General features: G+C 69.1%; 24 protein-coding genes. 18 read left to right on the top strand and 6 right to left on the bottom strand.

Annotation, left to right across the window (positions count from 1 at the left end):
* Positions 1 to 177: 177 nt before the first annotated feature.
* The gene (locus tag ACWD26_RS04660; RefSeq protein ID WP_451266166.1) at positions 178 to 1,506 is read right to left on the bottom strand and encodes a cation:proton antiporter; all 1,329 of its coding nucleotides are present in this window, start codon (positions 1,504 to 1,506) and stop codon (positions 178 to 180) included.
* A 7-nt stretch (positions 1,507 to 1,513) separates the two neighbouring features.
* On the bottom strand, positions 1,514 to 1,999 hold the full coding sequence (locus tag ACWD26_RS04655) for a cation:proton antiporter regulatory subunit (RefSeq protein WP_451266165.1): 486 nt from the start codon (positions 1,997 to 1,999) through the stop codon (positions 1,514 to 1,516).
* 504 nt (positions 2,000 to 2,503) lie between these two features.
* Here ACWD26_RS04655 and ACWD26_RS04650 point away from each other — a divergent pair.
* Entirely contained in the window at positions 2,504 to 2,947 is a 444-nt protein-coding gene (locus ACWD26_RS04650; RefSeq protein WP_451266163.1) for a hypothetical protein, read from the top strand.
* Between the two features lie 29 nt (positions 2,948 to 2,976).
* Here ACWD26_RS04650 and ACWD26_RS04645 read toward each other — a convergent pair whose 3' ends face one another.
* On the bottom strand, positions 2,977 to 5,505 hold the full coding sequence (locus tag ACWD26_RS04645; RefSeq protein ID WP_451266162.1) for an ABC transporter permease: 2,529 nt from the start codon (positions 5,503 to 5,505) through the stop codon (positions 2,977 to 2,979).
* A gap of 692 nt (positions 5,506 to 6,197) precedes the next feature.
* A complete protein-coding gene (locus tag ACWD26_RS04640) occupies positions 6,198 to 7,337 on the bottom strand; it encodes a hypothetical protein (protein WP_451266160.1) in 1,140 nt (379 codons plus the stop codon).
* 152 nt (positions 7,338 to 7,489) lie between these two features.
* Between ACWD26_RS04640 and ACWD26_RS04635 the strand changes: the two genes are divergently transcribed.
* The 4 genes from ACWD26_RS04635 (at position 7,490) to ACWD26_RS04620 (ending at position 12,315) form a co-directional block, all read left to right on the top strand.
* Positions 7,490 to 8,752: a hypothetical protein gene (locus ACWD26_RS04635; RefSeq protein WP_451266158.1), complete on the top strand. Its 1,263-nt coding sequence runs from the start codon at positions 7,490 to 7,492 to the stop codon at positions 8,750 to 8,752.
* 362 nt (positions 8,753 to 9,114) lie between these two features.
* Positions 9,115 to 11,196 (top strand): ATP-binding protein, encoded by a 2,082-nt coding sequence (locus tag ACWD26_RS04630; protein ID WP_451266156.1) that lies wholly within the window; start codon positions 9,115 to 9,117, stop codon positions 11,194 to 11,196.
* 91 nt (positions 11,197 to 11,287) lie between these two features.
* Entirely contained in the window at positions 11,288 to 11,734 is a 447-nt protein-coding gene (locus ACWD26_RS04625) for a GntR family transcriptional regulator (RefSeq protein ID WP_451266636.1), read from the top strand.
* A gap of 11 nt (positions 11,735 to 11,745) precedes the next feature.
* Positions 11,746 to 12,315, top strand: coding sequence for an HD domain-containing protein (locus ACWD26_RS04620; RefSeq protein ID WP_451266154.1), 570 nt, complete (start codon positions 11,746 to 11,748; stop codon positions 12,313 to 12,315).
* On the opposite strand, the gene ACWD26_RS04615 is transcribed toward ACWD26_RS04620, so the two are convergent.
* Complete coding sequence (locus ACWD26_RS04615; RefSeq protein ID WP_451266152.1) at positions 12,303 to 12,776, bottom strand: NUDIX domain-containing protein; 474 nt, start codon at positions 12,774 to 12,776, stop codon at positions 12,303 to 12,305. The two genes, ACWD26_RS04620 and ACWD26_RS04615, sit on opposite strands and share 13 nt — an antisense overlap.
* Positions 12,776 to 13,543 (bottom strand): helix-turn-helix domain-containing protein, encoded by a 768-nt coding sequence (locus tag ACWD26_RS04610; RefSeq protein ID WP_451266150.1) that lies wholly within the window; start codon positions 13,541 to 13,543, stop codon positions 12,776 to 12,778. The genes ACWD26_RS04615 and ACWD26_RS04610 overlap by 1 nt, the downstream gene beginning before the upstream one ends.
* Before the next feature lie 711 nt (positions 13,544 to 14,254).
* On the opposite strand from ACWD26_RS04610, the gene ACWD26_RS04605 reads away from it, so the two are divergent.
* The 13 genes from ACWD26_RS04605 to ACWD26_RS04545 all read left to right on the top strand — a co-directional run bounded on the left by ACWD26_RS04605 (position 14,255) and on the right by ACWD26_RS04545 (position 24,207).
* Entirely contained in the window at positions 14,255 to 14,692 is a 438-nt protein-coding gene (locus ACWD26_RS04605) for an NUDIX domain-containing protein (protein WP_451266148.1), read from the top strand.
* A 146-nt stretch (positions 14,693 to 14,838) separates the two neighbouring features.
* On the top strand, positions 14,839 to 15,150 hold the full coding sequence (locus tag ACWD26_RS04600; RefSeq protein ID WP_451266146.1) for a hypothetical protein: 312 nt from the start codon (positions 14,839 to 14,841) through the stop codon (positions 15,148 to 15,150).
* The gene (locus tag ACWD26_RS04595; protein ID WP_451266144.1) at positions 15,147 to 16,007 is read left to right on the top strand and encodes a protein spdB; all 861 of its coding nucleotides are present in this window, start codon (positions 15,147 to 15,149) and stop codon (positions 16,005 to 16,007) included. The genes ACWD26_RS04600 and ACWD26_RS04595 overlap by 4 nt, the downstream gene beginning before the upstream one ends.
* Positions 16,007 to 16,384 (top strand): RRQRL motif-containing zinc-binding protein, encoded by a 378-nt coding sequence (locus tag ACWD26_RS04590; protein WP_451266143.1) that lies wholly within the window; start codon positions 16,007 to 16,009, stop codon positions 16,382 to 16,384. Before ACWD26_RS04595 ends, ACWD26_RS04590 begins: the two co-directional genes overlap by 1 nt.
* Before the next feature lie 160 nt (positions 16,385 to 16,544).
* Positions 16,545 to 18,785, top strand: a complete 2,241-nt coding sequence (locus tag ACWD26_RS04585; RefSeq protein ID WP_451266141.1) for a cell division protein FtsK — start codon at positions 16,545 to 16,547, stop codon at positions 18,783 to 18,785.
* A gap of 141 nt (positions 18,786 to 18,926) precedes the next feature.
* Positions 18,927 to 19,184: a hypothetical protein gene (locus ACWD26_RS04580; RefSeq protein WP_451266140.1), complete on the top strand. Its 258-nt coding sequence runs from the start codon at positions 18,927 to 18,929 to the stop codon at positions 19,182 to 19,184.
* Between the two features lie 14 nt (positions 19,185 to 19,198).
* Positions 19,199 to 19,390 carry a hypothetical protein gene (locus tag ACWD26_RS04575; RefSeq protein ID WP_451266138.1) on the top strand — a complete coding sequence of 64 codons (192 nt, stop codon included), beginning with the start codon at positions 19,199 to 19,201 and terminating at the stop codon, positions 19,388 to 19,390.
* A gap of 60 nt (positions 19,391 to 19,450) precedes the next feature.
* On the top strand, positions 19,451 to 19,867 hold the full coding sequence (locus ACWD26_RS04570; RefSeq protein WP_451266634.1) for a hypothetical protein: 417 nt from the start codon (positions 19,451 to 19,453) through the stop codon (positions 19,865 to 19,867).
* 12 nt (positions 19,868 to 19,879) lie between these two features.
* Positions 19,880 to 20,377 carry a hypothetical protein gene (locus tag ACWD26_RS04565; protein WP_451266136.1) on the top strand — a complete coding sequence of 166 codons (498 nt, stop codon included), beginning with the start codon at positions 19,880 to 19,882 and terminating at the stop codon, positions 20,375 to 20,377.
* An 86-nt stretch (positions 20,378 to 20,463) separates the two neighbouring features.
* Complete coding sequence (locus ACWD26_RS04560) at positions 20,464 to 21,741, top strand: DNA cytosine methyltransferase (RefSeq protein WP_451266135.1); 1,278 nt, start codon at positions 20,464 to 20,466, stop codon at positions 21,739 to 21,741.
* 86 nt (positions 21,742 to 21,827) lie between these two features.
* Complete coding sequence (locus tag ACWD26_RS04555) at positions 21,828 to 22,736, top strand: bifunctional DNA primase/polymerase (protein ID WP_451266133.1); 909 nt, start codon at positions 21,828 to 21,830, stop codon at positions 22,734 to 22,736.
* A 38-nt stretch (positions 22,737 to 22,774) separates the two neighbouring features.
* Entirely contained in the window at positions 22,775 to 23,083 is a 309-nt protein-coding gene (locus ACWD26_RS04550) for a hypothetical protein (RefSeq protein ID WP_451266131.1), read from the top strand.
* Positions 23,080 to 24,207 (top strand): DUF3631 domain-containing protein, encoded by a 1,128-nt coding sequence (locus ACWD26_RS04545; RefSeq protein ID WP_451266129.1) that lies wholly within the window; start codon positions 23,080 to 23,082, stop codon positions 24,205 to 24,207. Before ACWD26_RS04550 ends, ACWD26_RS04545 begins: the two co-directional genes overlap by 4 nt.
* Positions 24,208 to 24,244 lie beyond the last annotated feature (37 nt).

The following is a 24,244-nucleotide window of genomic DNA, read 5'->3' as shown; positions in this document are numbered from 1 at the left end:
CCGGCCGGTCCTGCTCCGTCTCAGGCCAGGGCTGGCGGCGCTCCGTCTCGGGCCCGGTCGGTCGTGCCCCCTCCTCAGACCTGGTCGCCGGCGCTCCCCTCCAGGCCAAGTCGGCCGCGCCCCTTCGCAGGCCCGGTGGGTCGTGCCCCCCTCAGGCCCGGTGGGCCGTGGCCCCTCTCAAGCCCGGTCGGCCGCGCCCCGCTCCTCCAGTGCCTCGTGTGCTCCCGTCGTCCCGGTCGGCGGTGGCGTGCTCGCCCCTCCCGGGGCGGCGGGCGCGGGCCCGCCCACTCGCCCGGTCACCCACATCGCCACCGGCTCCGTCCAGCGCGCGGTCAACGGGCCGACGATCACCAGGATCAGTACGTACGCCGTGGCCAGCGGCCCGAGGGACGGTTCGATGCCGGCGGTGACCGCGAGGCCGGCGATGACGATGGAGAACTCCCCGCGGGCGACCAGCGTCCCACCCGCACGCCAGCGCCCCTTGGCCGAGATCCCGGCCCGACGCGCGGCCCAGTACCCGGTGGCGATCTTCGTCAGGGCGGTGACGACGGCCAGTACGAGCGCGGGCAGCAGCACCGGCGGAATGCTGGCGGGGTCGGTGTGCAGACCGAAGAAGACGAAGAACACGGCGGCGAACAGGTCCCGCAACGGCGCCAGCAGACTGTGCGCACCCTCGGCGACCTCCCCCGACAGCGCGATCCCCACCAGGAACGCGCCCACGGCCGCCGACACCTGCAACTGCTGCGCGAGCCCGGCGACGAGGAGCGTCAGCCCCAGCACGACGAGCAGCAGTTTCTCGGGATCGTCGCTGGTCACGAACCGGGATATGTGCCGCCCGTACCGCACCGCCACCAACAGCACGACCCCGGCCGTACCGAGCGCGATGGCCAGCGTCGCACTGCCCGCCGCCAGACCGACCCCGGCGAGCAGGGCCGTCACGATCGGCAGATAGACGGCCATCGACAGGTCCTCCAGGACCAGGATGCTGAGCACGACGGGCGTCTCGCGGTTGCCGAGCCGTCCGAGATCCCCGAGCACCTTGGCGATGACCCCGGAGGACGAGATCCAGGTGACGCCCGCGAGCACGACGGCGGCGACCGGCCCCCACCCCAGCAGCAGCGCCATGGCCGCACCCGGCACCGCGTTGAGCGCGGCGTCCACGAGTCCGGCCGGATACTGGGTCTTGAGGTTGGAGACCAGATCACTCGCGGTGTACTCGAGCCCGAGCATGAGCAGCAGCAGAATCACGCCGATCTCGGCGCCGATCGCCACGAACTCCTCACTGGCGCCCAGCGGCAGCAGCCCGCCCTCCCCGAAGGCCAGCCCGGCCAGCAGATACAGCGGTATCGGCGACAGCCGGAACCGCCCGGCGAACCGCCCCAGCAGCCCCAGCCCGAGGATGATCGCGCCGAACTCGATCAGAAAGACGGCGGAGGAGTGCGAGGAGGAGGACTGAGCGAGGAACTGCCCGGCCGCGGGCCCGGGGAATTGCCCGGAGAAGTACATGCGCCGCTCACTCCCGCCCGAGAGTCGCCGCGGCCGCCTCCACACCCTCCCGGGTGCCGATCACGATGAGCGTGTCGCCGCCGGCCAGCCGGAAGTCCGGCGTAGGCGAGGGAATCGCCTCGGCCCGCCGCAGTACGGCCACGACGGACGCGCCCGTCTCGGTCCGCATCCGGGTGTCGCCCAGCACCCGCCCGTTCCAGTACGACGTCGAAGCGAGCTCGATCCGCTCCGCGACCAGCCCCAACTCCGTGGTGGACAGCAGGTTCGGGCTGTGGTGGTCCGGCGCCAACGCGTCGACGACGGCGGTCGCCTCCCCCGCCGTCAGCCGTACCGACAGCGCGCACGCGTCCGGATCGTCCCGCCGGTACGCGCTCAACGTCCGTGTGCCGTCCCGGTGGGCGACCACTGAAATCCGCCGCTGTTCCTTGGTCGTGAGGTCGTAGCGGACCCCGATCCCTGGCAACGGCGTACTGCTCAGGCGCGGAGCACCCACGGTCGGCCCCCTGTCTGATTCGGATATTTCATCGGACAACCGTCGGTGCCACCCTAACGAGACCCCGAAAACCGTCCGCCGGCGGCGAGGCCACCCCCGCGATGGAACAATCCCCTTCACCGTCCGGACCGGCGTCGACACGGCATCGGGGAGGACCGAAAGGAAACACAGCATGATCCCAGCGGGCGCACCCACCACCCGCGACGAAACGGTCGCCCCCACAACCTGCGACGCAAGGGGCCCGGTCGCCCCAACCACCTGCGACGAAACGGTCGCCCCCACAACCTGCGACGCAAGGGGCCCGGTCGCCCCAACCACCTGCGACGAAACGGTCGCCCCCACAACCTGCGACGCAAGGGGCCCGGTCGCCCCAACCACCTGCGACGAAACGGTCGCCCCCACGGCCCGCGGCGAAAGAGGCCCGGTCGTCCTTACGCCCCGTGGTGGAACGCGAGCCCGCACCACCCCCGTTCGGGAAGTACCCACGCCCCCCGGAGCGCGCCCGTGATCCAGTGGGTCTCCCTGGGCACCGGCCCACGCCCGGTCCCCCAGCCCGTGGCCACCCCGTTGGTGTGGGCCACGGCCTTCGGCGGGGCGATGGCGCTGGTGGCGCTGCTCAACGCGTTGGTCGGCACGGACCGCCCCGGCCTGGCCCTGGCCGCGCTGTCACTGCTCTCCGCCCTGCTGGGCCTCCACGCCCGCTTCACCGCGGCCCCCGGCACGGCCGCCCTGTGCTGGCTCTTCCTCAACGGCTTCGCCATCCCACCCGTCGGCGTCCTGACCTGGGCCAACCCCCGCGACACGTTCTGGCTCACCTGCCTCCTCGCCGCGGCCCTCACCGGCACCGCCCTCGCCCGTCTCCTCCAGGCCCGCGCCGCCTACCGCCGCCTCACCACCGCCCACCCGCCCTTCCCCAGAGACCCCACGGACTGGCCCCCGGAGCGCTGACCAGCGCACGCGCTCTCGGCGGAGGTACGTCATTCCTTGGCCGTCGCCACCGTCACCGCCCGGACCCGGAGTGCCACGCGTCCGGGCAGGGCGGTAGCGACGAGCGCGAGGAGTCCGGCTCCCGCGACCACCGTGACGTACACGAGCGGTGTGACGGCCGGTGCCGCTCGGCCCGTCATGCCGATGCTGAACGAAGTCAGGATGGCCAGGGCGATGCCGCTGCCGAGGGCGGTGGCGAGGAGGAGGACCGACAGGGCCTCGGTGCGCAGCATGCGCAGCACCTGACGGCGGGTCGCCCCCGCGAGACGCAGCAGCGCGAACTCCCGGACGCGCTCGGAGACCGACATGGCGAGTGTGTTGACCACGGCGATGGCCGTGAAGGCCAGCACGAGCCCCATGGCGAGGAAGTTGACCTCGGCGTTGGTCCGCTGGCGCTGCGCCTGGAGCGAGTCGGCGGCGGCCGGGGAGAGAACCTCAAGCCCCGGGAACTCACGCAGCGTAGTCGCGAGTTGTGTCTGTGTACGGTCCGTGCTGACGAGGAGTGAGGAGGAGAGCGGGTTGTCGACATGGCGTGCGAGCAGGTCATGCGCGACGGTGAGGTCCCCGAAGCCGAGACCCTTGGTGTAGACGGCGGCGACGGTGAGCGTGGCGGGCGTGCCGTCACCGAGCGTGAGCTTCAGGGTGCTTCCGGGTTCCAGGTGGAGCTGGTCCGCAGTCAGTTCGCTGACGGCGACGGTGTGCTCGGTGAGCCCGCGGAGCGACCCGGCGGTGACGTCCGGGTCCCAGGTGCGGGCCAGGTCGGCAGGGGTGACACCCTGCGCCGCGTACTTGTCGAGGCCGACCCGGACGGTCGTACGGACCACTTCGGTGACGACGGTGTTCTCCGTACGCAGTCGCCGTGCCGCCTCGGACGGGACACCGGGCCCCCGGGAGGCGACGACCCAGTCGGCGCGGATGCCCTCGCGGGTCTGGGCGCGGGCCGCGTCGCCGAGGGTGGGCTGCACGAACAGCACCGTGCAGGTCATGCCGATGAGCAGGGTGAGGGGGGTGACGACGGAGGCCATGCGGGCGGCGTTGCCGCGGAGGTTGGCGGTGGCGAGCCTGCCACCGGGGCCGGTCAGGCGCAGCGGGCCGGTGAGGAGAAGGGCGGCTGCCTTGACCAGGAGCGGCCCGAGCAGGGCGACGGAGGTGGACAGGACGACGACGGTGAGGAAGGCGACCGGGGTCGAGGCGGGCTCGGTGCGCAGGATGCTGAGCAGTGCGACGAGGACGGCGCCACCGGCGAGCAGCAGCAGACCGGCGAGGAGACGGCCCCACGCGGGCCGGGTGCGCTCGGCCCGGGCCTCGGCGAGCGCCTCGGCCGGGCGGATCCGGGCCACCCGCCGCGAGGCGATCCGTGCGGCGGCCCAGGCGCCGAACAGGGTCGCGGCGACGGCGGCGAGCGGCGGGAAGACACCGACGGTGTGGTGCAGCGTGGCGGGCACGGCACCCAGTGTGACGAACCTGCCGTGCAGCCAACCACCCAAGGGAAGCCCCACCAGGGCCCCGGCCGTGCCCGCGGCCGCCCCGACGATCAGGGCCTCCCGCCCGAGGAGCCTGCGGATCTGCCCGGAGGTGGCGGCGATGGCGCGGAGCAGGGCGAGTTCGCGGTGGCGCTGCTGGACGGAGAGCGCGAAGGTCCCCACGACCACGAGCACCGCCACGAGCAGCGAGGTGCCGCCCATCGCGCCGCCCATGCTGACCAGCTTGGTGCGCGCCGCGGCGGCGTCCAGGAACTCCACCGCACCACGGGCGTCGCCGGAGCTGACCTGGGCACCGGTGCCGCGCAGAGCCTCGGACACGGCATGCCGCAGCCGGCCCGGATCGGTGCCCGCGTCCGCGATCACACCGAACGCGGTGACCTGCCCGGGGCGGGTGGCGAGACGGCGGGCCTCGGCCGTGGAGAAGAAGAGGGACGTCTGGTGGCGAACGGCGGTGGCAGGGGCGGCGATGCCGGTGACGCGGTAGGAGCGCGGGGCCTTGGTCGACTGGACGGTGAGGCGGTCACCGGGTTCGAGACGGGCGCGCTCGGCGAGGTAGCGGTCGACGACGACATCGGTGGCGGCCGTGGGGGCGGTACCCGCGGTGAGCCGGTACGGCGTCAGCGCGGCGGACTCCCAGGCGTGCCCGTAAGCGGTCCTGTCGCCGGTGCCGTTCGGGGTCAACGGCTGGGCCATGAAGGTGAGTTCGGGGATGACGCGGGCGACTCCGGGCGTGCCGCCCAGGGTCCGTCCGATGTCGGCCGAGAGCCAGGCGCGCTCGGCGATGGGTTTGGCCTTGTGCTTGACCTTGGTCTTGCCCTTCTTCCGCTTGACGGTGGTCCGGTGGACGTTCTGGTCGGCGGAGACCACGACCGGGGCCGCGGTATAGCGCTCGGTCCGGATGGTGCCGCGCAGCCCCGTCTCGAGGAGCGTGCCGCACGCGGTGATCAGGGCGGCCGCGCACATCAGGGCGAGGAAGGCACCGAGGAAGCCTGCCTTGCGCGCGCGGACGGTCTTCAGGGCGTAGCGCAGCATCATGAGGGACCGGCCTCTCGTCTCTTGTGTGCGAGGTCGTGCTTCCGGCCGGCTCCGGAGTCGCCGTCGCCCGTCGGCTCGGGGGCGGGGAAGGCGAGGAACCGGGTGAGCGGCGTGCGCGCGCCGGGCGGGGTCACGGACTCGGGCCGCTGGTAGCGGTTGAGGAGCGCGATGCACTCCCCGAAGCACTCCCTGAGTCCGGGAAGTGTGAGCCGGACGGCGCCGCGCGAGCAGGGGAACGCGTCCGCCCATGGACCGTCGTCCGCGTCCCGCCGAAGCCGCTCGAACAGTCCCAGGTCGGCGGCGTACGCATGGTGGTTAGGTGGTAGCCGATCGACCCGGTGTTCAGCGCGAGCGCCTGGAGCGCGGCGAGTTCGACGGGTGCGCCGGTTGCGACGGGGGCGCGTTGCGCCTCTGGAGGTTCACCGGCGCTGGGTTCCTTTGACATGCCCACACACTCGTCTGTGCACAGGCATCTGTGCACTGCGGTGCCCCGGTGTCCTCAGTGGGGGGTTGTCCCCACCCGGGTCCCCCGGCGGGTCCTACGGCCGCCCGGCGAGGGGGCCGCAGCCGCCTGACATGCGGGCGCTCATGCCAGGCGCCTGCAGGCACAGGCCCCTGCAGGCCTGCAGGCATCCAGGCACGGTCGGGGTTAACTGGATCGGACGTCACGGGACACCCGAACGCACGCGGACCTATCCTCGGCCCTCCATGAGCCGCTGGACAGCGGCCAGGATCCCTTCCACGGCACCGGGTTCGGCTGCCAGGGCGGTCAGAGGGGCCGACGGCCAGCCCGTGTACCCCTTCTCCCGCTGCACCTCCAGCTTCTTCTGCAGCTCGGGAACGGCCGGCAAGGACTCCGCGAACGCTGCCGTCGCGTCGAGGCCGAGGTGGTGGGTGATCGATCCGAAGCTGAAGGCCAGCTCCTCCTTGGCGGGGCTGTCGTACAGGGACAGCGTCCAGAGCGGCACCTGGCGGCCGGCGACCGGGTAGTAGACGGACATGCTCGGGTACTTGGCCGTACCTCCCTCCAGCCGTCCCCTGGCTGTCGCGTGATCGAGTAGTGCGGTCGCGATCCGACTCGTTTCCGGGGCGAGGCGAGTCCGTATCACCGTGTCCATGTCGTCCCGCGTGGTTCGCTGCGTGGTGCGGCGGCCGGACGGGGACTTCGCTGCCGTGGCGACCTCTCCATGGATGCGCGGGACGAGGACGCGGAGGTCACCGTGGCCTCGGTACTGAGTCAGCTCGACCGCGTACACGTCGGTCTGCCGCATCTGCCGGTTCAGGAACTCGACGATCGCCCGCAGCTCCAGCGGGATCCGGTCCGCGACGAACAGCAGCCGCATCTGCCCTGCGGCCAGCCGTTCTTCGACTATCGACCAGAACTCTTCCGGGGAGCGTTCGCCGAGCAGTTCCCCGTACGCCTCGTCCAGCGATCGGCCGTCCGCGACGCAGGTCTCCTCGAAGGAACGCTGAAGCAGCGGACCGGGCCAGTAACGCGCTCCGTTCGCCGCGTAATCCAGCATCTGACCCACGACCTCGCGGCGGATGCGCGTATCGCTCGCCCGCTTGACCTCCACCAGCGTCGGCACTCCGTCGGCGTCGACGAAGAGATGGTCCAGCCAGTAGGCCGGACTGCTCTCCGCACTCGTCGAAACACCCATCTCCCGCGCCACCAGCACCAGCCGCAACGGTTGGCCATCGGCCAGAGAGCCGAAATCCAGCACCCGCGGGTGGCGTGCGAGGAGCTCCTGGAACTCCGCCTCAGTCTCAAATGCGGCCGGCTCCAGGGCCTGCAGATCGCTCCCCAGGACGAATACCGACTGATCAGTCACTTGCTACCCCACCCCTGTGCTCCCGAGACCGTGGTCAGCGATCGTCTGCCCGCCCATTGATACCGCTGCAGGGCCGTGCCAACGGGCTAGCCCACCATGTCCCCCTGGTATGCGCCCTGTTGAGTGTCAGTGGACGTTCCTATCGTGGAGGAATGGCTAACGGGGTGTGGCACACCGGATATGGCATAGAGATCAATCTGTCGTTACCCGATCTCGGGCATCCGGGCCGTCCGGAGCTGCTCGGCGAGATCACCGCGAGCGTCACCGGCCGGGACCCGCGACTGCTCGAATGCCTGGCGCACCACGAGGGTCGACAGTGCGAGTCGGAGACGGGCGGGAAGTCTCCGTGGATGTTCATCCGCCGAGGCCGGGTGGGCGGCCGAAGGCCCCTGATTGCCTCTCACCTACCGGTCACACACAAACCGACCCCCGCGGAGAGCGCACAGCACAAGGCCACGAAGGAACGTGTCGTCGAGACCGCCGCCAGGCACGGCCTGGACTCCGAGGCTGAGGTTCCCGTAGCCAACCGGCGGGGCGTCACCGACGCCGTCGTCACCGGGCCCAGCGGCATACGAATCGGCTGGGAGATCCAGTACCACCACCTCAGCCCCAGCAGCGTGCACCGCCGCTCGGTCAACGCCGTGGAGCACGGCATCACACCGCTCTGGGTAGCGAAGGACTGGACAGCGTCCCTGATCGACCGAGCGCCGTGGGCACGTGTCGACGACATGCCGTGGAAGGACATCGCCGGCGGCAAGGAGATGGTTGTCCGCGGGGGATACCGCCACCTCGAGGTCTGGAAGTGCGTACCGAGCAGCGACCGTCACTGCCTCGTCAGTGAGGGTGCCGGGCACTGTGGCGCTGTTCACGCCGACTGGTTCGTGCCCGCGCTGTGCGTGCCCGAGAAGAAGCCGGTCCACATCGAAGACCTGGTCTTGCGGAGCGCCACGGGGGAGAGCGTCCCGGTCTACGTGCCCAGCCGCGGCAAGGGCCGGGCCGGTCGGCACATGTGGGTGTCGGCGGGCGACCGCACGCTGTGGGAGGAGATCGTCGGTGAACGGACGCCTCTTCCCCCAGCATCGGCCGAGGAGGACGACGACGTGATCACCTTCGCCGAGCAGGAGATCGACCGCACATGCCGGGCAGGAGAAGAAGGCTGGTTCGTCAGCGACGCCCGGCCCGTCCGCGACCTCGGCCAGCCGACGGGCGGCATCACTCTTCCCCGCATGCCCGTGCAGGGCTCTCGTGGTCCGGTGCGGATCACCCCGGTCGAGCGGGCCGCCGCCTCCGCCGCGCTGGGATGCCCGACTTGGGAGCTGGGGCCGTGCGCCGGGTGCGGCCAGCTGATGCGCAGGTACGGGCGGTACGCGGCGATGTACTGCCGCGTGTGCCGGGCCGTCCTCAACGGGCGGTAACCGGGCACTGCAACCTAAAACTGCAACCACGCACGTCGAAGGGCCCCACCGCGAACGGTGGGGCCCTTCGACATCGTGCCCGGTGAGGCACTGGCGGAGGATACGAGATTCGAACTCGTGAGGGGTTGCCCCCAACACGCTTTCCAACTGTCCGCATGGCCGTACGGGGACGTCCGTGGGGGTTCACTGGGCAGGTCAGACGAGGTGCGCGTACGACAGTGAACGGTGGCGTCCGTCAGGGCACTGGACAAAGACCAGGACAACGAGAGGTTCGATGAACGAGGCGGCGCCACCTGCTCGGAGGCAGCAGCATCGATGCACGCCTACTACCAAGTGTTACGAGTAGTTGACAGAATGGTGTCATGCGACGAGTGCACCTGGAAGCGGCTGAAGACCACGTTGAGCGTCTGGCAAGGGAGCACGATCCGGTAGGCGCAGTCAAGGAGCTCATCTGGAACGCGTTGGACGCCGACGCGCGACTTGTGCGTGTTGTGATCGAGCGGTCCCCCACCGACAGCGTAGACAAGATCGTCGTTATCGACGATGGAACAGGAATCACGCCTGAAGCCTGCGACGCGACGTTCGATCGCATTGGTGGCTCCTGGAAAAAGGGTGCGCGTGTCTCTCAGGCACTTGGAAGGCCATTGCATGGTCAGGCCGGACATGGGCGTCTGCGCGCATTCGCTCTGGGTGCATTCATTCGCTGGACAACAGTTGCTGACGGGATTGACGGGCGTCAGAAGACAATCATTTCGGCTCACAATGCCTCCAGGAACGATTTCCAAATCGGGGACCCCCAGCCCACTGGCGAAGAAACCGGAACCGTCGTCGAAGCGTGGGGGCGTCAATCTTCGGTTCTAAATAAGCTCTTGGTCGATAGGGCTCGCACTCAGATCACGACTGAGTTTGCTCCGTACCTAGCCATGTATCCAGAAATCGTTATCGAGTTTGATGGTGAACGGGTTGACCCACAAGCGGCCGTTCAGAAGGAGACTTCGTACAACCTAGAATTCGCTCACGATGAACAGGGCGAGACCGCCGTGTTGCGCATCATCGAGTGGGACATGCGTGTGGATCGCGAGTTGCACCTGTGTGACGCAGAAGGCGTCACGGTTGATATCACCGAGGTGCGGATACAGGCACCGGGATTTGATTTCACTGCCTACGTTTTGTGGCGGGGCATGCCGGATCATCCAAATGAGTTCTTGTTGGGAGAGGCCTCGGATGGACCGGTCGCCTCACTTCTTTCCGTCACTCGCCAGCAGTTGAGAGACCACTTCAAGTCACGTGCGGTGGAGCGCCGTCACGAGATTATCGATAAGTGGAAAGATGATGGCCTCTATCCCTATCATGACCAGCCTCAAACAGAGGCAGAGAAAGTTGAGCGCGAGACTTTCGATATCGTTGCCACGACGATTCAGCGTCACATGCCACGGCCGGCCAAGCATCAAAGGGCAACCCTGGCCTTGCTGCGCGAATCTGTGAAGCATCAGCCGGGTCACGTCAATAAGATCCTTGGCGAGGTGTTCCGACTAAGTTCAGACGACAAGTCCGAGCTGGATCGTCTCCTCAACCGAACCAGCCTCTCTAGCATCATCAAGGCATCGAGCAGCGTTGCCGACCGTCTCGACTTCCTCGCAGCGTTATCGCACATGGTTTTCGATACTGAAGCAAAAAGGCTCGTAAAGGAGCGAACGGAACTGCATAAGATCCTAGAAAATGAAACGTGGATCTTTGGAGAGCATTATCAGCTCCTGGTGAGTGACAAATCGCTTGACCAGGTCCTCAATCGACACTTGAAGGCCCTGGGGAGAGAAGAGCAGACTCCGGCTCCGGTGCGCAGGGAGGACGGCTCCGTTGGGATCGTTGACCTCATGCTTTCCAGATCGCGGAAGGAGCACGACAGGAGGCAGCATCTGGTTGTAGAACTAAAGGCGCCGAAGGTTAAGGTGACAGGTAAGGAACTGGAGCAGATTAAGAGCTATGCTCTAGCGGTTAGTGAAGACCCGCAATTCGCTGACGTCCGCGTAGAGTGGGATTTCTGGCTGGTCACTTCAGAAATGAACAGGATGGTTCGGGCTGAAACCCGACAAAAAGACAAACCTCGCGGATGTGCGTGGGATCTGTCGGAGGGTGAGGCCTCAATCCGAGTGTGGGTGAAGACTTGGTCTGACTTGATCGAAGAGAGTAAGGGGCGTCTTCAGTACTTCAGGGACCACTTCGATCACGACCCATCGGTTGAACAGGCCATGGAATATTTGAGGCATGTCCACGCGCAATACGCTCCGGAAGCTCTCGTGGTGCCGCCGCGCGATGCAATCGACGAGGTGTATCTGCCTGATGGAATCGCGTTGAGTGGGGAGACGTCCACCGACGGGGAAACGTCATCCGTAAATGGAGCACCCCCTTCTGTTGAAGGAGTGCAAACCGCCGACAGGCAATAATGGGAGTGGTGGTGAGGGTAGGCATACGCGGATGCTGCTCCGCCATGGGATCCTTGGCGTCAAGCGATGGGGTGACGAGAGGGGAGCCGAGGTGCCGGAGGCCAGTCCGCGCGGAACCTACCTGATCATTGCGGAGACGCTGCGAAGCGAGATTCAGGCGGAGCAGGTTAGCGACACCTTGCCGTCAGAGGCCGTCCTGATGGACTCGAACCGCGTCTCCCGGAACACGATCCGCCGCGCGCTCAAGGTTCTCGAAGCTGACGGGGTTGTCGAGTCCGCTCCCGGGATCGGGTGGCGAGTGGTCCGGGGAGGCGACCGCCGGTCGCTCGCGGAGCGCATGACGGACGTGATCAACGAGGACTCACTTTCGGTAGGGGACGCGTACCCGTCCGAAGCGAAGCTGTGCGAGCGGTTCGGCGCGTCCCGGACCGCCGTGCGTCGTGTTCTGGCGCAGATGGAGGGAAGCGGTCTGCTCGCCACCGTGCACGGTAAGGGGCGCACCGTGCGTGCTCTCCCGACTCCCACCGTCCGGCCGTAGTCTTGGCCGCCATGGGACTGACTGAGTGGGCGTACACGCTCTCCGAATCGCTGCTTGCCGATCCGCTCCCGCGCCGGTGGGAGCACTCACTCGGGGTGGCCAAGCGCGCTCGCTCCCTGCGCCCGATCCTGGGAGACGATGCGGAACTGTTGGAAGCCGCCGCAGTGCTGCATGACATCGGCTACTCGCCGGCCATTGCCGCCACGGGCTTCCATCCCTTGGACGGTGCGCGGTTCCTCAGGGAACAGGAAGGCGCGGACGAACGGGTTGTTCGTCTAGTGGCGCATCACTCCTGTGCCTTGCTGGAAGCAGAGGAACGCGGACTTCGGCAGGAACTTGAGGGCGAGTTCGAGCTAGAGCGCCCCGACCTGGTCGACGCCTTGATCTACTGCGACATGACGACGACGCCGGACGGGACGCAGACCACGCCGGTTGAGCGGCTGGATGAGATTGTGCAGCGATACGGCCCGGACACGATCGTTGGCCGGTTCATCCAACGCGCGGCCCCCGAGATCCATGCAGCGTCGAAGCGCGTCGGGGACCGGATGGCGGACGCGTCCGTTGGCGGTCAGCCGAGGTAGGGCTCTCGCCGCGCGTCATCGAGACCGTGCCGGATGCGCAGCATCATCGAAGGGTGGATGTCCAGCCCGTCAAGGTCCGCCGGATCAATCCAGCGGACCTCTTTCGATTCGCTGCTTGTGCGCAGGGAACCGCCGACCATGTGAGCCCGGAAGCAAATGGAGAACTGTTGCCGGACCTCGCCGTCGTCGTACGCCAACACGTGTTGAGGGTCGGTGTAGAGCCCCACGATGTTGTCTATCTCAACGTCGATGCCGGTCTCTTCCCGGACCTCACGAACGGCGGTGTCCGCGATACGTTCGCCGATATCGTGGCCGCCACCAGGCAGGGCCCAAAGGTCGTTGTCCGTCTTGTGGATGAGCAGCAGGCGCCCCGCATCGTCGCGGACCACCGCCGTCACCGAGGGGACCACCGAGTTGGCCTTTGGTGCGTTCGGGTCGCGGAAGTAGTCGATCCGGCTCATCAGTGTGTGCCTTCCCAATCGGCGGGTGAGGAGACCGGGCGGGCCGACTCCCACACCTTCTCAACACTCTCAGCGTAGGTATCGAAGAGTTCGCCGCCCGGTACGCGCCGTAGGTGCAGCACCGGGGCCATGTAGGCGCCGACCCCGTAAAGGTGGCCGTTCGCCAGCATCTCGTCATCGGCCCGGTAGATCGAGTTGTAGAGCGTGGTGCCGTGCAAGCGGAACTCGACACCGGGGAGACCGAAGAGCGGGCCGTAGTTGATGAGGGCGTTTCGAATCTTGCCCGCCATCGCCGCGCCGATCCCTTCGTCCTCGCCGCGAACGGCCACGGCCGGCGACGTGGGCTCTCCCAGAATGAAGCGGATGGGTACTCCGTCGGCCGCTTTCTCTTTCACGATGCGGTGAAACGTCGCATCCTCGGTGAGCCAGAACCCCGAGTACACCAGTAGGTCAAACTGGCGGGTCGCCTTGGAGTACAGGTTCGTCCAAAGGGTCTGCATCACGACGGACCGGTGGGGATACAGCCTGACCAACTCCGCGTGGCCGGTGGCTGTGACTTCGGCCGATGTCCGTTCGTCCGGCCAGAGGTACGAGACTTCGCACTTCAGAAGTGAGGCGGTCGCGTACTGGAAGCGGCGATATGGCTTGCGGTCAGGCTCGTTGATCCAGCGTTCGACTGTTTTGGCCGCGACGCCGAGACGTTCAGCGACCTCATCGAGGGTCAGGCCCAAGTCGACTATCGCGCCGCGCAGTCGCTCGTTCGCCACGTCCAACCTCCGCTCGCTCGGGACGACTTGGTACGACTTCACGCTAGCTAAGAACGACCCAGGTCGTACAGGTGCGAAGTCGAGCGTCGTCGTCGGCGCCGCCACTCTGTAGGTACATCGAGCGCGAGGGCCGCGCGAACTCCAAACAGCCGAAGGGCTTGACGGGGCGAGCCCTCCTTTGCAAGATGAGGAACACGTAATACATGTTCCTCTCGATGGGCCGCTTCGGCGGGCCGATCGAGTGCACGAACGCACAGGGCGGGGACGCTGCAATCCCGCTAAAGGCCAGGTGGAACAGGGCTTAGGCCCGTACTGGCGAGGTGGCCCGGTGACCGCGAGCAACGGCCGGAGAGTGGGGACAAGGTCCCCCTTGCAGTGCGTATCCCCTGTTCAGAGGTCTGAAGGAGTAGCAGTGAGTCGACGAAAGCGATGGGCGCGGCCGTGATCGACCGGCACGGCGGCGCCGCTCCATCCCCGGTCCGCGAGTACCTCGGAGTGCCGCGGACGACCGGTCGCCTTCCACCGAATCGCGGCGGCTAGCGCCGCGCCGGTTGCTCGCCCTGTCCGTCCGGGAGCTCTGCGGAGCTGTCCCGTACGGACGGGGTTGAGGGGAGCCGGAGCCACGGTGTCCACAGCGTTCCGGAGTAGTCGCCGTCTCACCAACACGCCTGCGGCTGCCCCGGCTTCCAGCCTTCCGATTCAGGAGTTCCCATGACCGAGCGCACGTTTGTCTCCGAGACCTTCGAGACCATCCGCTACACCGCCGACGTCGTCGTCACCACGACCGACGGGTACGTTCTGCTGATCGAGCGTGGCTGGGACCCGTTCAAGGGCCAGTGGGCGCTGCCCGGCGGTTACGTCGACCCCGGTGAGACGAGTCGTGCCGCCGCTGTCCGTGAGCTCGCCGAAGAGGCTGGCGTGCACGCGGCGCCGGAAGAGCTGGACCAGATCGGCACGTTCGACCAGCCCGACCGTGACCCGCGCGGCAGGTACGTCACCGTTGCCTACCAACTGACCGTCATCCCCGGAACGATCGTCGAGGCCGGTGATGACGCGACCAACGCCCAGTGGTGGCCCCTGCGCGACCTGCCGCCGCTCGCGTTCGACCACGCCGACATCCTCCGCGCGGTCGTGGAATCAACCTCCTGAGATTCCACGGCCTGATCAACCTGTTCAACCGGCCCCGCCGGGTGCAGGTCTGCCCCTTCCCTTCCGCCGCAGGGCGGGCGCCGTCTCTCCAAAGCCTGCGCCCGCCCCGGCGGTCTTCCCGTCCCTCCGCTGTCAGGAGTCCTGCCATGCGTAGCTACATCGGTCATCACCAGGTCGTCACCGCAGACGAGTGCGCGGAGCTGGCCTACCCCTTCGACGAACAGCCGCTCGGGCTGGACATCGAGCTGTTCCGCAGTCCGCTGCGGCGCGAGAGCGCCAACGAACGCCGTGCCCGCCTTGACGTCGCCCGCGAGGTGCTCGCGGAGTTGAACGAGCTGGCAGAGGACGGCGACGAGATCGCCGGTTGGGACGCCCTCTACGCCGACGCGCTGACCCATACGGTGCCGTTCCTGCGCTCCGTTCGCGGTCACCGGGCGGGGACGGGGGAAGCGGCATGAGGGGCAAGACCGTTCTTCCCGCCGTCGCGATGACGGCGGTGTCCATGGTCCTCACCCTGGCCGTTGTGCTGATGTGGCTGGGTACGGCCGTGCCGTGGCCCGTCGCCCTGGTCGTCGGTCTCGGGATCGACGGTGGATGGCTGGCCACCCTCGCCTACGAGCGCCGGTTGGTCGCTCAGGGCGACCACAGCCGCACCGTCACCGCCGTCGGCTGGTTCTTCGGCCTGGTCGCAACCGGCGTCCTGGTCGCCCACGCGCTCACCGCCGACCACTCCGTGGGCGCGTGGCTGGCCGTGGCCTGGCTTCCGCTGGCGGCTAAGGCGTTGTGGCTGGTTCACGGATTGTGGGAGCGGACTGCGCTCACCCCGGCCGCGCTCGGTGCGATCCGGGGTATCCAGCAAGAGGCCCGTGATGAAGCGGCCGTTGCCCGTGCGCGGCTGCGGGCGGAAGCGGCCACCGAGGAGACGCGGCTGACAGCCGTGACGGAAGCCGGGGCCCGCGTCGCGCGCGTCCAGGCAAAGACCGCTCAGACCCTCGCGGGGGCGTGGTCGACGCTGGAGTCGGCGCGTGACGGTGAGGACACTGGCAGGGCGCTGACCAGCGTGACGACCCGCGTCACGCCCGGCGTCACACCCGCGTGGGAACTGCCCGTGTGGGGGCCCATCGAGCCGGTTTCCTCACTCGCGCTGGAGACCGGGCCCGCCCTCACGGACGCTCAGCTTGACGCGCTGGTCGACGAGATCCGTCACAGTGAGACGCCCGCCCTGTCCTACAGGGAGATGTCCGCTCGGTTCCGTGCGGCCGGCCACTCCGCATCCGAGGTCCGTCTTCGGGCCGCGTGGAAGCGGGTTGCCTGATGGTGGCCCGTGCTGCGTTCTTTGACCCGGACGGCGACCGCTACGGCATACCGACCTACCCGTGGCGGTGCGCGCCGGACGGCTACGCGACCCGCCGGGGACTGCGGGCGCTCGGTCTGCGTCCGGGCGGTCAGCCGGTGGCGGCTCAGGTCATGCGCGGGCGGCACCGGCGCCCGCCGCTGGTCGCCTACCTCTACCGCGTCGACCTCGCCAAGCCGGTACGGCCGATGACGTCGCGCAAGTGGGGCGCGCTAGCGCTGGCGATGCTCGCCCGCCGCACCTGCCCCGAGTGCCGGATCACCTACAGCTACTGCCTGCCGACCTCGCTCGGCACGTGCGTGGCCTGCGCATACCCCGACGAACAGCGCGCCGCTTGATCACGCAAGGGGTAGGAACACTCCCCCTCCGCGAAGGGGTACGGACTGTACCCCTTACCGCCCGGTAGGGCGCTCACCATCACCTTGTACGGGCCCGGCCGCTCACCTCCTACAGCGACGACCGGGCCCGCTCACCCCTCCGCTCAGGAAGGACGTCTCAGTGAAGCACCCCGACGACGACAACGAACTGTTCAACCGGCTCGAAGCCGAGATGGCCGCCGACTCCGGCCCCGACACGCGGGCGGACGTGGTCGACATCGACAAGGCCCGCTCAGCCCGTACCGGATTGGCCGACCCTGCCCCCCGGCCCGCCCCCGACCCGTCGGCCGACTTCAACACCGGTCGGTCGGGGGCCGAGTCGGCCGACCCGACCGCGCCCGTGATGGTCGACCAGTCGGCCCCGACCGCTACCGGACCCGGCTACCTCGGTCGACTCGCGGGCGCCCGGCGCCGGGCGGTCGTCCCGGTGTGGCTCAAGTCGGTTGCGGAGCTGCGCACTGCGTCGGCGTGGGTGGCTCGCCACTACGCCCACACCGCCGGGTACCACGCGCTGCGTGCCCCGGTCTACGCCGCCCGGCTCGCCTTGCAGGCCCCGACCGGTGCCGCCCGGTTCGTCGGCGGCAGCATGCGGTGGGTGGCCGACCGCGAGGGAGAGCCGGTCCGCCTCGCCGCCGTCCGCCGCGAGGACGCCGCCGAGTACCTGAAGCTGTCCAGGCAGCGCGACGGACGCGTCCGGCTCCGCACCCTCGTAGCCGTGTTGGCGCTGTTCGTCGGTCTCGGCTCCGCGCTGGCCATCTACGTCCTCGCCCCCGCGTGGCTGCAAGCGGTGTCGGTGAGCGCGCTGGTGATGGCGCTTGGGTCGGCCGGACGGCGCGCGGACGCACCCGTCATCCACCGCGCGGTGGAACTGCCCAAGGCGGTCAAGCTCACCAGTGACATCGTGCTGCGCGCGCTCGGCTCGCTCGGCATTCCCGCCATCAACCAGGCACAGGGCAAGGGGCGGGACGGGTTCGAGTTCACCGCGCCCATCACCCGCGACGGGCCCGGCTGGCGCGCTGAGGGCAACCTCCCCTACGGCGTGACGGTCACGGACATCATCGAGCGGCGCGAGCGCCTGGCGTCCGGTCTGCGGCGCCCGCTGGGCTGTGTGTGGCCCGAAGCGGTACCGAACGAGCACACCGGGCGGCTCGTGCTGTGGGTGGGTGACCAGGACATGAACCAGGCCAAGAAGCCCGCGTGGCCGCTGGTCAAGACAGGCTCGGTGGACCTGTTCAAGCCGGTCGCCTACGGCACCGACCAGCGCGGACGCTGGGTTGAGGTCACCCTCATGTACATCGCCGGCGTCATCGGCGCCATCCCCCGCATGGGCAAGACGTTCCTTCTGCGGCTGTTGCTGCTCATCGCCGCCTTGGACCCGCGGGCGGAGCTGCACACCTACGACATGAAGGGAACCGGCGACCTCGACCCGGTCGGCAACGCCGTCTCCCACCGCCATGCCGCGGGCGACGACGACGAAGCGATCGGCTACGCGCTGGCCGACTTCCGGGCGCTGCGCGAGGAACTGCGGCGCCGTACCAAGGTGATCCGCTCGCTTCCCCGGGACATCTGCCCGGAGTCGAAGGTGACCAGCCCGCTCGCAGACAAGCGGTCGTTGGGGCTGCACCCGATCGTGGTCGGGGTGGATGAGTGCCAGGTGCTGTTCGAGCACCCCGAGCACGGCAAGGAGTTCGAGGAGATCGCCACCGACCTGGTCAAGCGCGGCCCCGCCACCGGGATCGTGCTGTTGCTGGCCACCCAGCGCCCCGACGCCAAGTCGCTGCCCACCGGCATCAGCGCGAACGCCGGCGCCCGGTGGTGCCTGAAGGTGATGGGGCAGACCGAGAACGACATGGTTCTCGGCACCTCGGCCTACAAGCGCGGGGTGCGGGCGACCATGTTCGCCTGGGGTGACAAGGGCATCCACTACTTCGTGGGCGAGGGAGCCGACGCCCGGATCGTCGCCTCCGTCTACGTCGACGCCCTCGCCGCCGACGCCATCGCCTCCCGTGCCCGCACTGCCCGCGAGAAGGCTGGACTGCTGTCCGGGCACGCGCTCGGGGAGGCACCCGAGACGGTCACCGGCCCCGCCTACGACCTGCTCGCCGACATCCTCGCCGTCGTCCCCGCCAAGGAGACCAAGGCGTGGTCCGAAACGGTCGTAGCCCGGCTCGCGGAACTGCGCCCCGAGGTCTACGACGGCTGGGAACCTGACGCCCTCGCCGCCGCGCTCAAGCCGCACGGCATCGCCACCATCCAGGTCGGCCGCCGGGTAGAGGGCAAGGTCGTCAACCGGCGCGGTGTCGACCGCTCCCACATCACCACCGCAATTGCGGAGCGTGACGGAAAGCGGGACGCGAGCTGACCGTCCGGGGCCGCTAACGATAGCGCCACGCCCCGCTAACGTTAGCGGCCCCGCTAGCGCCCCAAACCAGCTCTGATCAGGCCGCTAGCGGACAGCGGCCCACCTGCGGAAACCCCTGAAACCCGCCTGGAAGGGCCCTCCATGACCCCCATCCTCCTTGCTATCGCCTGCCTACTCGCCGTCACGTTCGGTTACGTCGGACTGTGCGCGGCCTCCCCATTCGGCGACTGCCGCAAGTGCTCCGGCATGGGTCACGCCCTGAAGACCGACCGCAAGGGCCGCATGAAGCGCGGCAAGGACTGCCGCCGCTGCCGCGCCACCGGCAAGCGCATACGCGTCGGCCGCTGGCTCTACAACCGCTGGGCCCGCATCTACAGCGCCGGTACCGACACCCCCTGACCCGAAGGACTCCGATGATCCTCAACATCTCCGCCGTGCTCCTGTTCGGCGCCGCCTCCGCCTTCGCCGTCAAGACCAAGTCCGCCAGCGGGGGCGCGGCCATCGTGCTGTTCCTGTTCGGGTTCTTCGCGGCCGGGACCGGCGCGTACGAGCCCATCCACAACCTCGTGCAGGCGGGCGCCGAAGCCCTCAACGACCTCGGCTGACAGGAGGCCCCGACCGTGAACGAATCCACTCGTCTCCCGGCCACGTACGACACGGCGGCCATGGACATCCACCACCCCACCCCGATCCCGCCCGCGCACACGGCGCCCCTCATGCCCGTGCAACCCGGCCACATCCCCACGGTGGCGAGCGTCGTCCTGCCCGACGGACGGATCGTCACCGGCTACGCCATCACCCCCGTGCAGCCCGAGCCGGTCACGCACAAGCCGCCCGTCTCCCGCGCGGCGGTGAACATCGCGCTCGGGGGCGTCGGGTTCGCCGCCGTGTGCGGCGGGCTGCTCCTGCTGACCGCGTTCATCACCGCCTTGACCGCGCTCATCACCCAGCTCGTCATCCTCGCCGCCGTCATCTTCGGCGGGTGGGTGGCCGTGCAGGTGTTCAGCGCGAGCGGTCACAAGGGCGCGACCACGGTCAACATCCGCAAGGCAGTCATCAAGCGCAACTACTTCCACACCTGACAGGAGCGCCGCATGAGCCACCTGGAGAGTCCCGTATCCCTGGCCGCCAAAGCCGCCGAAGCCGTCCGCGCCATCAACCACTGCACTCGCGCGCCCGGGGCGGACTGGCAGTACCCCAGCGACGCCTACAGCCTGATCGGGACGCTTGCGCACCTGTCACGAATGCTGCCTCAGGCCATCACGCAGGCGCTTGTGCCCGTGACCGACGCACACCGGGCCGACCGGCTCACCGTGGACGGGGGCAAGGACCCTGACCAGGCCGCATCGTCCGCAGTACAGACGACGCGCGTCGCGATCAGCCGCGCACAGCGCCTTGCCGAAGCCCTCGACCAGGTCCTCTCAGCCCTCAGCCCGCTCGGCTACGACATGAGCGACGACGAGGACGAACAGCCGTGCGGGGAGGGCATGTGCCAGTGCTACTGCGTCGGCGCCGGGCATCCGTGCAGCTGTGACTGCCCGCACCCCGACGACTGTGACTGCGACTTCTGCGAGCTGCGCGACCAGTACTAGCTATGCCCGGGGCGGGCGCCGTCTCTCCAAAGCCTGCGCCCGCCCCGGTCCTCCCGTCCCTCCAAGAGATCAGGAGAACCCTCAGCATGGCCCATCACCCCGTCGTGCCGCCGGAGGGCGGCAACATCAGCTTGTGCACCGGCTCCGGTGCGCTTGACCAGGCCGTGGAAGCCGTCACCGGCCTGCCCACGGTCATGGTCGGCGAGAAGGACCCGGCCGCGTCCCGGCTGCTCGCCGCCCGCCTGCCCGGTGTCCACAACCTCGGCGACATCACCGCCGTCGACTGGGCCGCCCTGTCCGCCTCGCTGGCGCGCCCGGCGGCACTGACCGCCGGCTTTCCCTGCCAGGACATCTCCAACGCCGGACCTCGGGGAGGGATCGCCGGTGACCGCTCCGGACTCTGGAAAACCATCGCCCAAGCCGTTCGCCACCTTCGACCCCGACTCGTCTTCCTGGAGAACGTCGCCGCCCTCCGCTCCCGGGGACTGGACGTCGTCGCCGCCGACCTGGCCGCGATCGGGTACGACGCGCGGTGGATGTGCCTACGCGCTGGAGATCCCGAAGTCGGAGCCTGCCACCGGCGCGATCGCTGGTTCGCCGTCGCGTATCCCGCTGCTGAAGACCCCCACCTCGCAGTTGGGACGCAATGGGGGGCCGCAGCATCCGGACAAGCGCAAGGCGGGCGGGCACGGGCCCACGCTGGAGGACGAAGTGGTGTTCTTGCTGCCCCCGACGGACGGCTGAGGTTGCTGCCCACCCCGGCCGCCGCCGACGGCACCGGCGGGCCCGGAACCTCGCCCAAACGGCAGGGCGGGATGAACCTGCGTACTGCGGTGACGCTGCTGCCCACCCCTGCGGCACGCGACTGGAAGTCCGGCGCCTCCAACCTCGTAGGGACCAACTCGCGTCCGCTGAACGAGGTGGTGGTCAATCTGCTGCCCACCCCGAAGGCGTCCGACTGGCCGCACGGCGGCCCCAACCAGCGCGACACGGCGGGCAACTACTACCTGCCCGGTCAGGCCGTGCGGCTGGACGGGTGTTGGGTGGCCACCAACGGCACCGACTACGGGCCCGCCATCCGGCGTTGGGAGGCGGTCTTGGGGCGGTCGGCGCCGGAACCGACCGAGCCGGGCACCAAGGGCAACCGCCGCCTGTCCCCGGCGTTCGTGGAATGGATGATGGGCGCCGATCCCGGCTGGGTGACCGGCGAGGACCTGGGCCTGTCCCGCTCCGATCAGCTCAAGATTCTCGGCAACGGTGTGGTCATTCATCAGGCCGCTCTCGCCTACCGCACGCTGCTCGCCGTCGGCGCACCCGAAGCTGCGGCCCCCGTTCCGGCCCAACTCGCCTTGGACATCGCCTAGGTACGCCCGGGGCGGGCGCCGTCTCTCCAAAGCCTGCGCCCGCCCCGGTCCTCCCGTCCCTCCAAGAGATCAGGAGAACCCCCAGCATGACCCATGCCCACACCATCCCGCGAGACCCCCTCGCGGCGGCCCTGGAAGCCGCCGCCCGCGGCTGGCACGTCTTCCCCCTCCGTCCCGGCACCAAGCGGCCCGCCCTCCACGGCGAAGCCACGTGCCCCCGCACCGGCCCGTGCGCCGGCGGACACGTGAAGTGGGAACAGCGCGCCACCACCGACCCCGAGCGCATCCGCGCCGCCTGGTCGGCCGACGCGTTCAATATCGGCATTGCCACCGGCCCGTCCGGGCTGGTCGTCGTCGACCTCGACATGCCCAAGACCAAGGGCAGTGCGGACGCGCCGTGCGGCGCGACGACTTTTGAGGCGCTCTGCGAGCGCGCCGGTCACGCCGTCCCCGACACGTACCGGGTGCGGACCGCGAGCGGCGGGACGCACCTGTACTTCACCGCCCCGGGAGGTGTCCGGCTGGCCAACACGGCGGGAACCATCGGTGAGTTGGTCGACACCCGTGCATGGGGCGGCTACGTCGTCGCCGCGGGCAGCACCACTGACGCCGGAGCATATGAAGCCGTCAGCGGCTCTGTGGCGGCTCCGCTGCCCGAATGGCTGCAAACCATCCTGAAACCCGCCCCCGTGCGCTCTGCGGGCCCGCTGAGGCTTCCTGCGGTCGACGGGAGCCGCGCGGCCCTGTCCGCACTGGAAGCCGAGTGCGCCGTCGTGTCCGCCGCACCGGACAAGCAGCGCAACACCACACTCAACCGGTGCGCCTTCAAGGTGGGGCGTTTCGTCGCGTGGGGCGACATCCCCCGGCACGTGGTGGAAGAGGCCTTCCAAGGGGCGGGGGAGGGGCGGGGACTCACCGCGGCCGAGTGCCGCGCCACGATCCGCAGCGCCCTGGACAGCTCCATCCGCAAGGCCCGGCCCCGGGAGGCGGCATGAACGCCCCCCGATCCTCCCCCTTGGAAGGCCAGCCCCCCGTGAGCGGAGGGCACGTCGCCGAACTCGCCTCGCCCGCACCGGCCATGGGCGACCCGAAGGGCGTCGCCGAAGGCGTCCGCACTGCCCTTGGCCCTGACCGCCACGGCGACGACGGGCGCCGCGCCATCGCGTGGCTGCACATCAGCGCGCCCGGTCGCGGCGCCATCCCCACCGCCACGTCGTGGTGCGCGTGCGGACGCGACCGCTCCGCCGTCGGCATCCGACGCGTGCTCGCCCTCGCCGCCGATCACGACTCCCACCGCGCCACCTGCCCGTTGCGCAACCCCCAGGAAGGACGGGCCGCATGACCGACCAGACCCCCGCCCCGCCCACCATTGACGGCGCCGCGCTGCTCAACGAGGTGGAAGCCTTCCACCGGCGCTTCAACGTCTTCCCCACCGAAGCCGCGTACGTCGCCGTGACGCTGTGGGACGCCCACGCACACCTGCTCGACTGCTTCGAGTCCACCCCCCGCATCGCCTTCCTCAGCCCCGAACCGGGGTCCGGGAAGTCGCGGGCACTGGAGATCGTGGAAACCCTCGTACCGAACCCCATGGCCGCGGTCGACGCGTCCGCCGCCGCACTGTTCCGCTCCGTCTCCGGGGTCGACGGCGAACGGCCCACGATCCTGTTCGACGAGATCGACACCATCTTTGGCCCCAAGGCCGGAGAGAACGAACAGCTCCGCGGGTTCATCAACGCCGGGCACCGGCGCGGCAAGGTGATGTACCGGTGCGTCGGGGACGGCGCCAACCAGACCGTGCAGGCCTTCCCCTCCTACACCGCCGTTGCGGTCGCCGGTCTCGGCTCCCTGCCCGACACGATCCTCACCCGTTCGGTCATCATCCGCATGCGCCGGCGCGCGAGGAACGAGAAGGCGGAGCCCTACCGCTCGCGCATCCACGAGAAGGAAGGGTTCGCCCTGCGCGACCGCCTCGCCACGTGGGCGGAGCAGGTGCGCGACCAGGTCGCCGGAGTTTGGCCGGAGATGCCCGAGGGCGTCACCGACCGCCCCGCCGACGTGTGGGAACCCCTGCTCGCCGTCGCGGACGCGGTCGGGGGCGAGTGGCCCAAGCGTGCCCGCGAAGCCTGCACCGAGCTGGTCAAGGCATCCCAGGTCAACGACAAGGGCAGCATCGGCATCCGCCTGCTGACCGACCTCCGCGACCACGTCATGGTCGGTGTCGACCGCCTGCCCACCATCGCCGTACTCGACCGGCTCAACGCCCTCGACGACGCCCCGTGGGCCGACCTCGACGGCAAGGCACTCGACAACCGGCGCCTGTCCAAGATGCTCAGCCAGTACGTCACCGCCGACGGAACCCCCGTCGCCTCACGCAACATCCGCACGGCCGGCGGGGTCCTCAAGGGCTACTACAGCGAAGACCTCGAAGACGCGTGGGCCCGCTACTGCCCGCCCCCGTCCCCGTAGGTCCGCTACTGCCGCTACATCCGCTACACCCCAGGTC

It is taken from the genome of Streptomyces sp. NPDC002787 (assembly GCF_053592095.1).
The sequence above is the reverse complement of the archived record's forward strand: the minus strand, read 5'-3'. Positions and strand labels throughout refer to the sequence as shown.

Bases quoted from the DNA above. Each gene is read 5' to 3' on its own strand.
- ACWD26_RS04560 (WP_451266135.1), top strand. From the start codon at position 20,464: ATGGCCCATCACCCCGTCGTGCCGCCGGAGGGCGGCAACATCAGCTTG.
- ACWD26_RS04630 (WP_451266156.1), top strand. From the start codon at position 9,115: ATGCGACGAGTGCACCTGGAAGCGGCTGAAGACCACGTTGAGCGTCTG.
- ACWD26_RS04545 (WP_451266129.1), top strand. From the start codon at position 23,080: ATGACCGACCAGACCCCCGCCCCGCCCACCATTGACGGCGCCGCGCTG.
- ACWD26_RS04595 (WP_451266144.1), top strand. From the start codon at position 15,147: ATGAGGGGCAAGACCGTTCTTCCCGCCGTCGCGATGACGGCGGTGTCC.
- ACWD26_RS04660 (WP_451266166.1), bottom strand. From the start codon at position 1,506: ATGTACTTCTCCGGGCAATTCCCCGGGCCCGCGGCCGGGCAGTTCCTC.
- ACWD26_RS04580 (WP_451266140.1), top strand. From the start codon at position 18,927: ATGACCCCCATCCTCCTTGCTATCGCCTGCCTACTCGCCGTCACGTTC.
- ACWD26_RS04565 (WP_451266136.1), top strand. From the start codon at position 19,880: ATGAGCCACCTGGAGAGTCCCGTATCCCTGGCCGCCAAAGCCGCCGAA.
- ACWD26_RS04590 (WP_451266143.1), top strand. From the start codon at position 16,007: ATGGTGGCCCGTGCTGCGTTCTTTGACCCGGACGGCGACCGCTACGGC.
- ACWD26_RS04555 (WP_451266133.1), top strand. From the start codon at position 21,828: ATGACCCATGCCCACACCATCCCGCGAGACCCCCTCGCGGCGGCCCTG.
- ACWD26_RS04605 (WP_451266148.1), top strand. From the start codon at position 14,255: ATGACCGAGCGCACGTTTGTCTCCGAGACCTTCGAGACCATCCGCTAC.
- ACWD26_RS04570 (WP_451266634.1), top strand. From the start codon at position 19,451: ATGGACATCCACCACCCCACCCCGATCCCGCCCGCGCACACGGCGCCC.
- ACWD26_RS04600 (WP_451266146.1), top strand. From the start codon at position 14,839: ATGCGTAGCTACATCGGTCATCACCAGGTCGTCACCGCAGACGAGTGC.
- ACWD26_RS04615 (WP_451266152.1), bottom strand. From the start codon at position 12,776: ATGAGCCGGATCGACTACTTCCGCGACCCGAACGCACCAAAGGCCAAC.
- ACWD26_RS04645 (WP_451266162.1), bottom strand. From the start codon at position 5,505: ATGATGCTGCGCTACGCCCTGAAGACCGTCCGCGCGCGCAAGGCAGGC.
- ACWD26_RS04635 (WP_451266158.1), top strand. From the start codon at position 7,490: ATGGCTAACGGGGTGTGGCACACCGGATATGGCATAGAGATCAATCTG.
- ACWD26_RS04620 (WP_451266154.1), top strand. From the start codon at position 11,746: ATGGGACTGACTGAGTGGGCGTACACGCTCTCCGAATCGCTGCTTGCC.
- ACWD26_RS04575 (WP_451266138.1), top strand. From the start codon at position 19,199: ATGATCCTCAACATCTCCGCCGTGCTCCTGTTCGGCGCCGCCTCCGCC.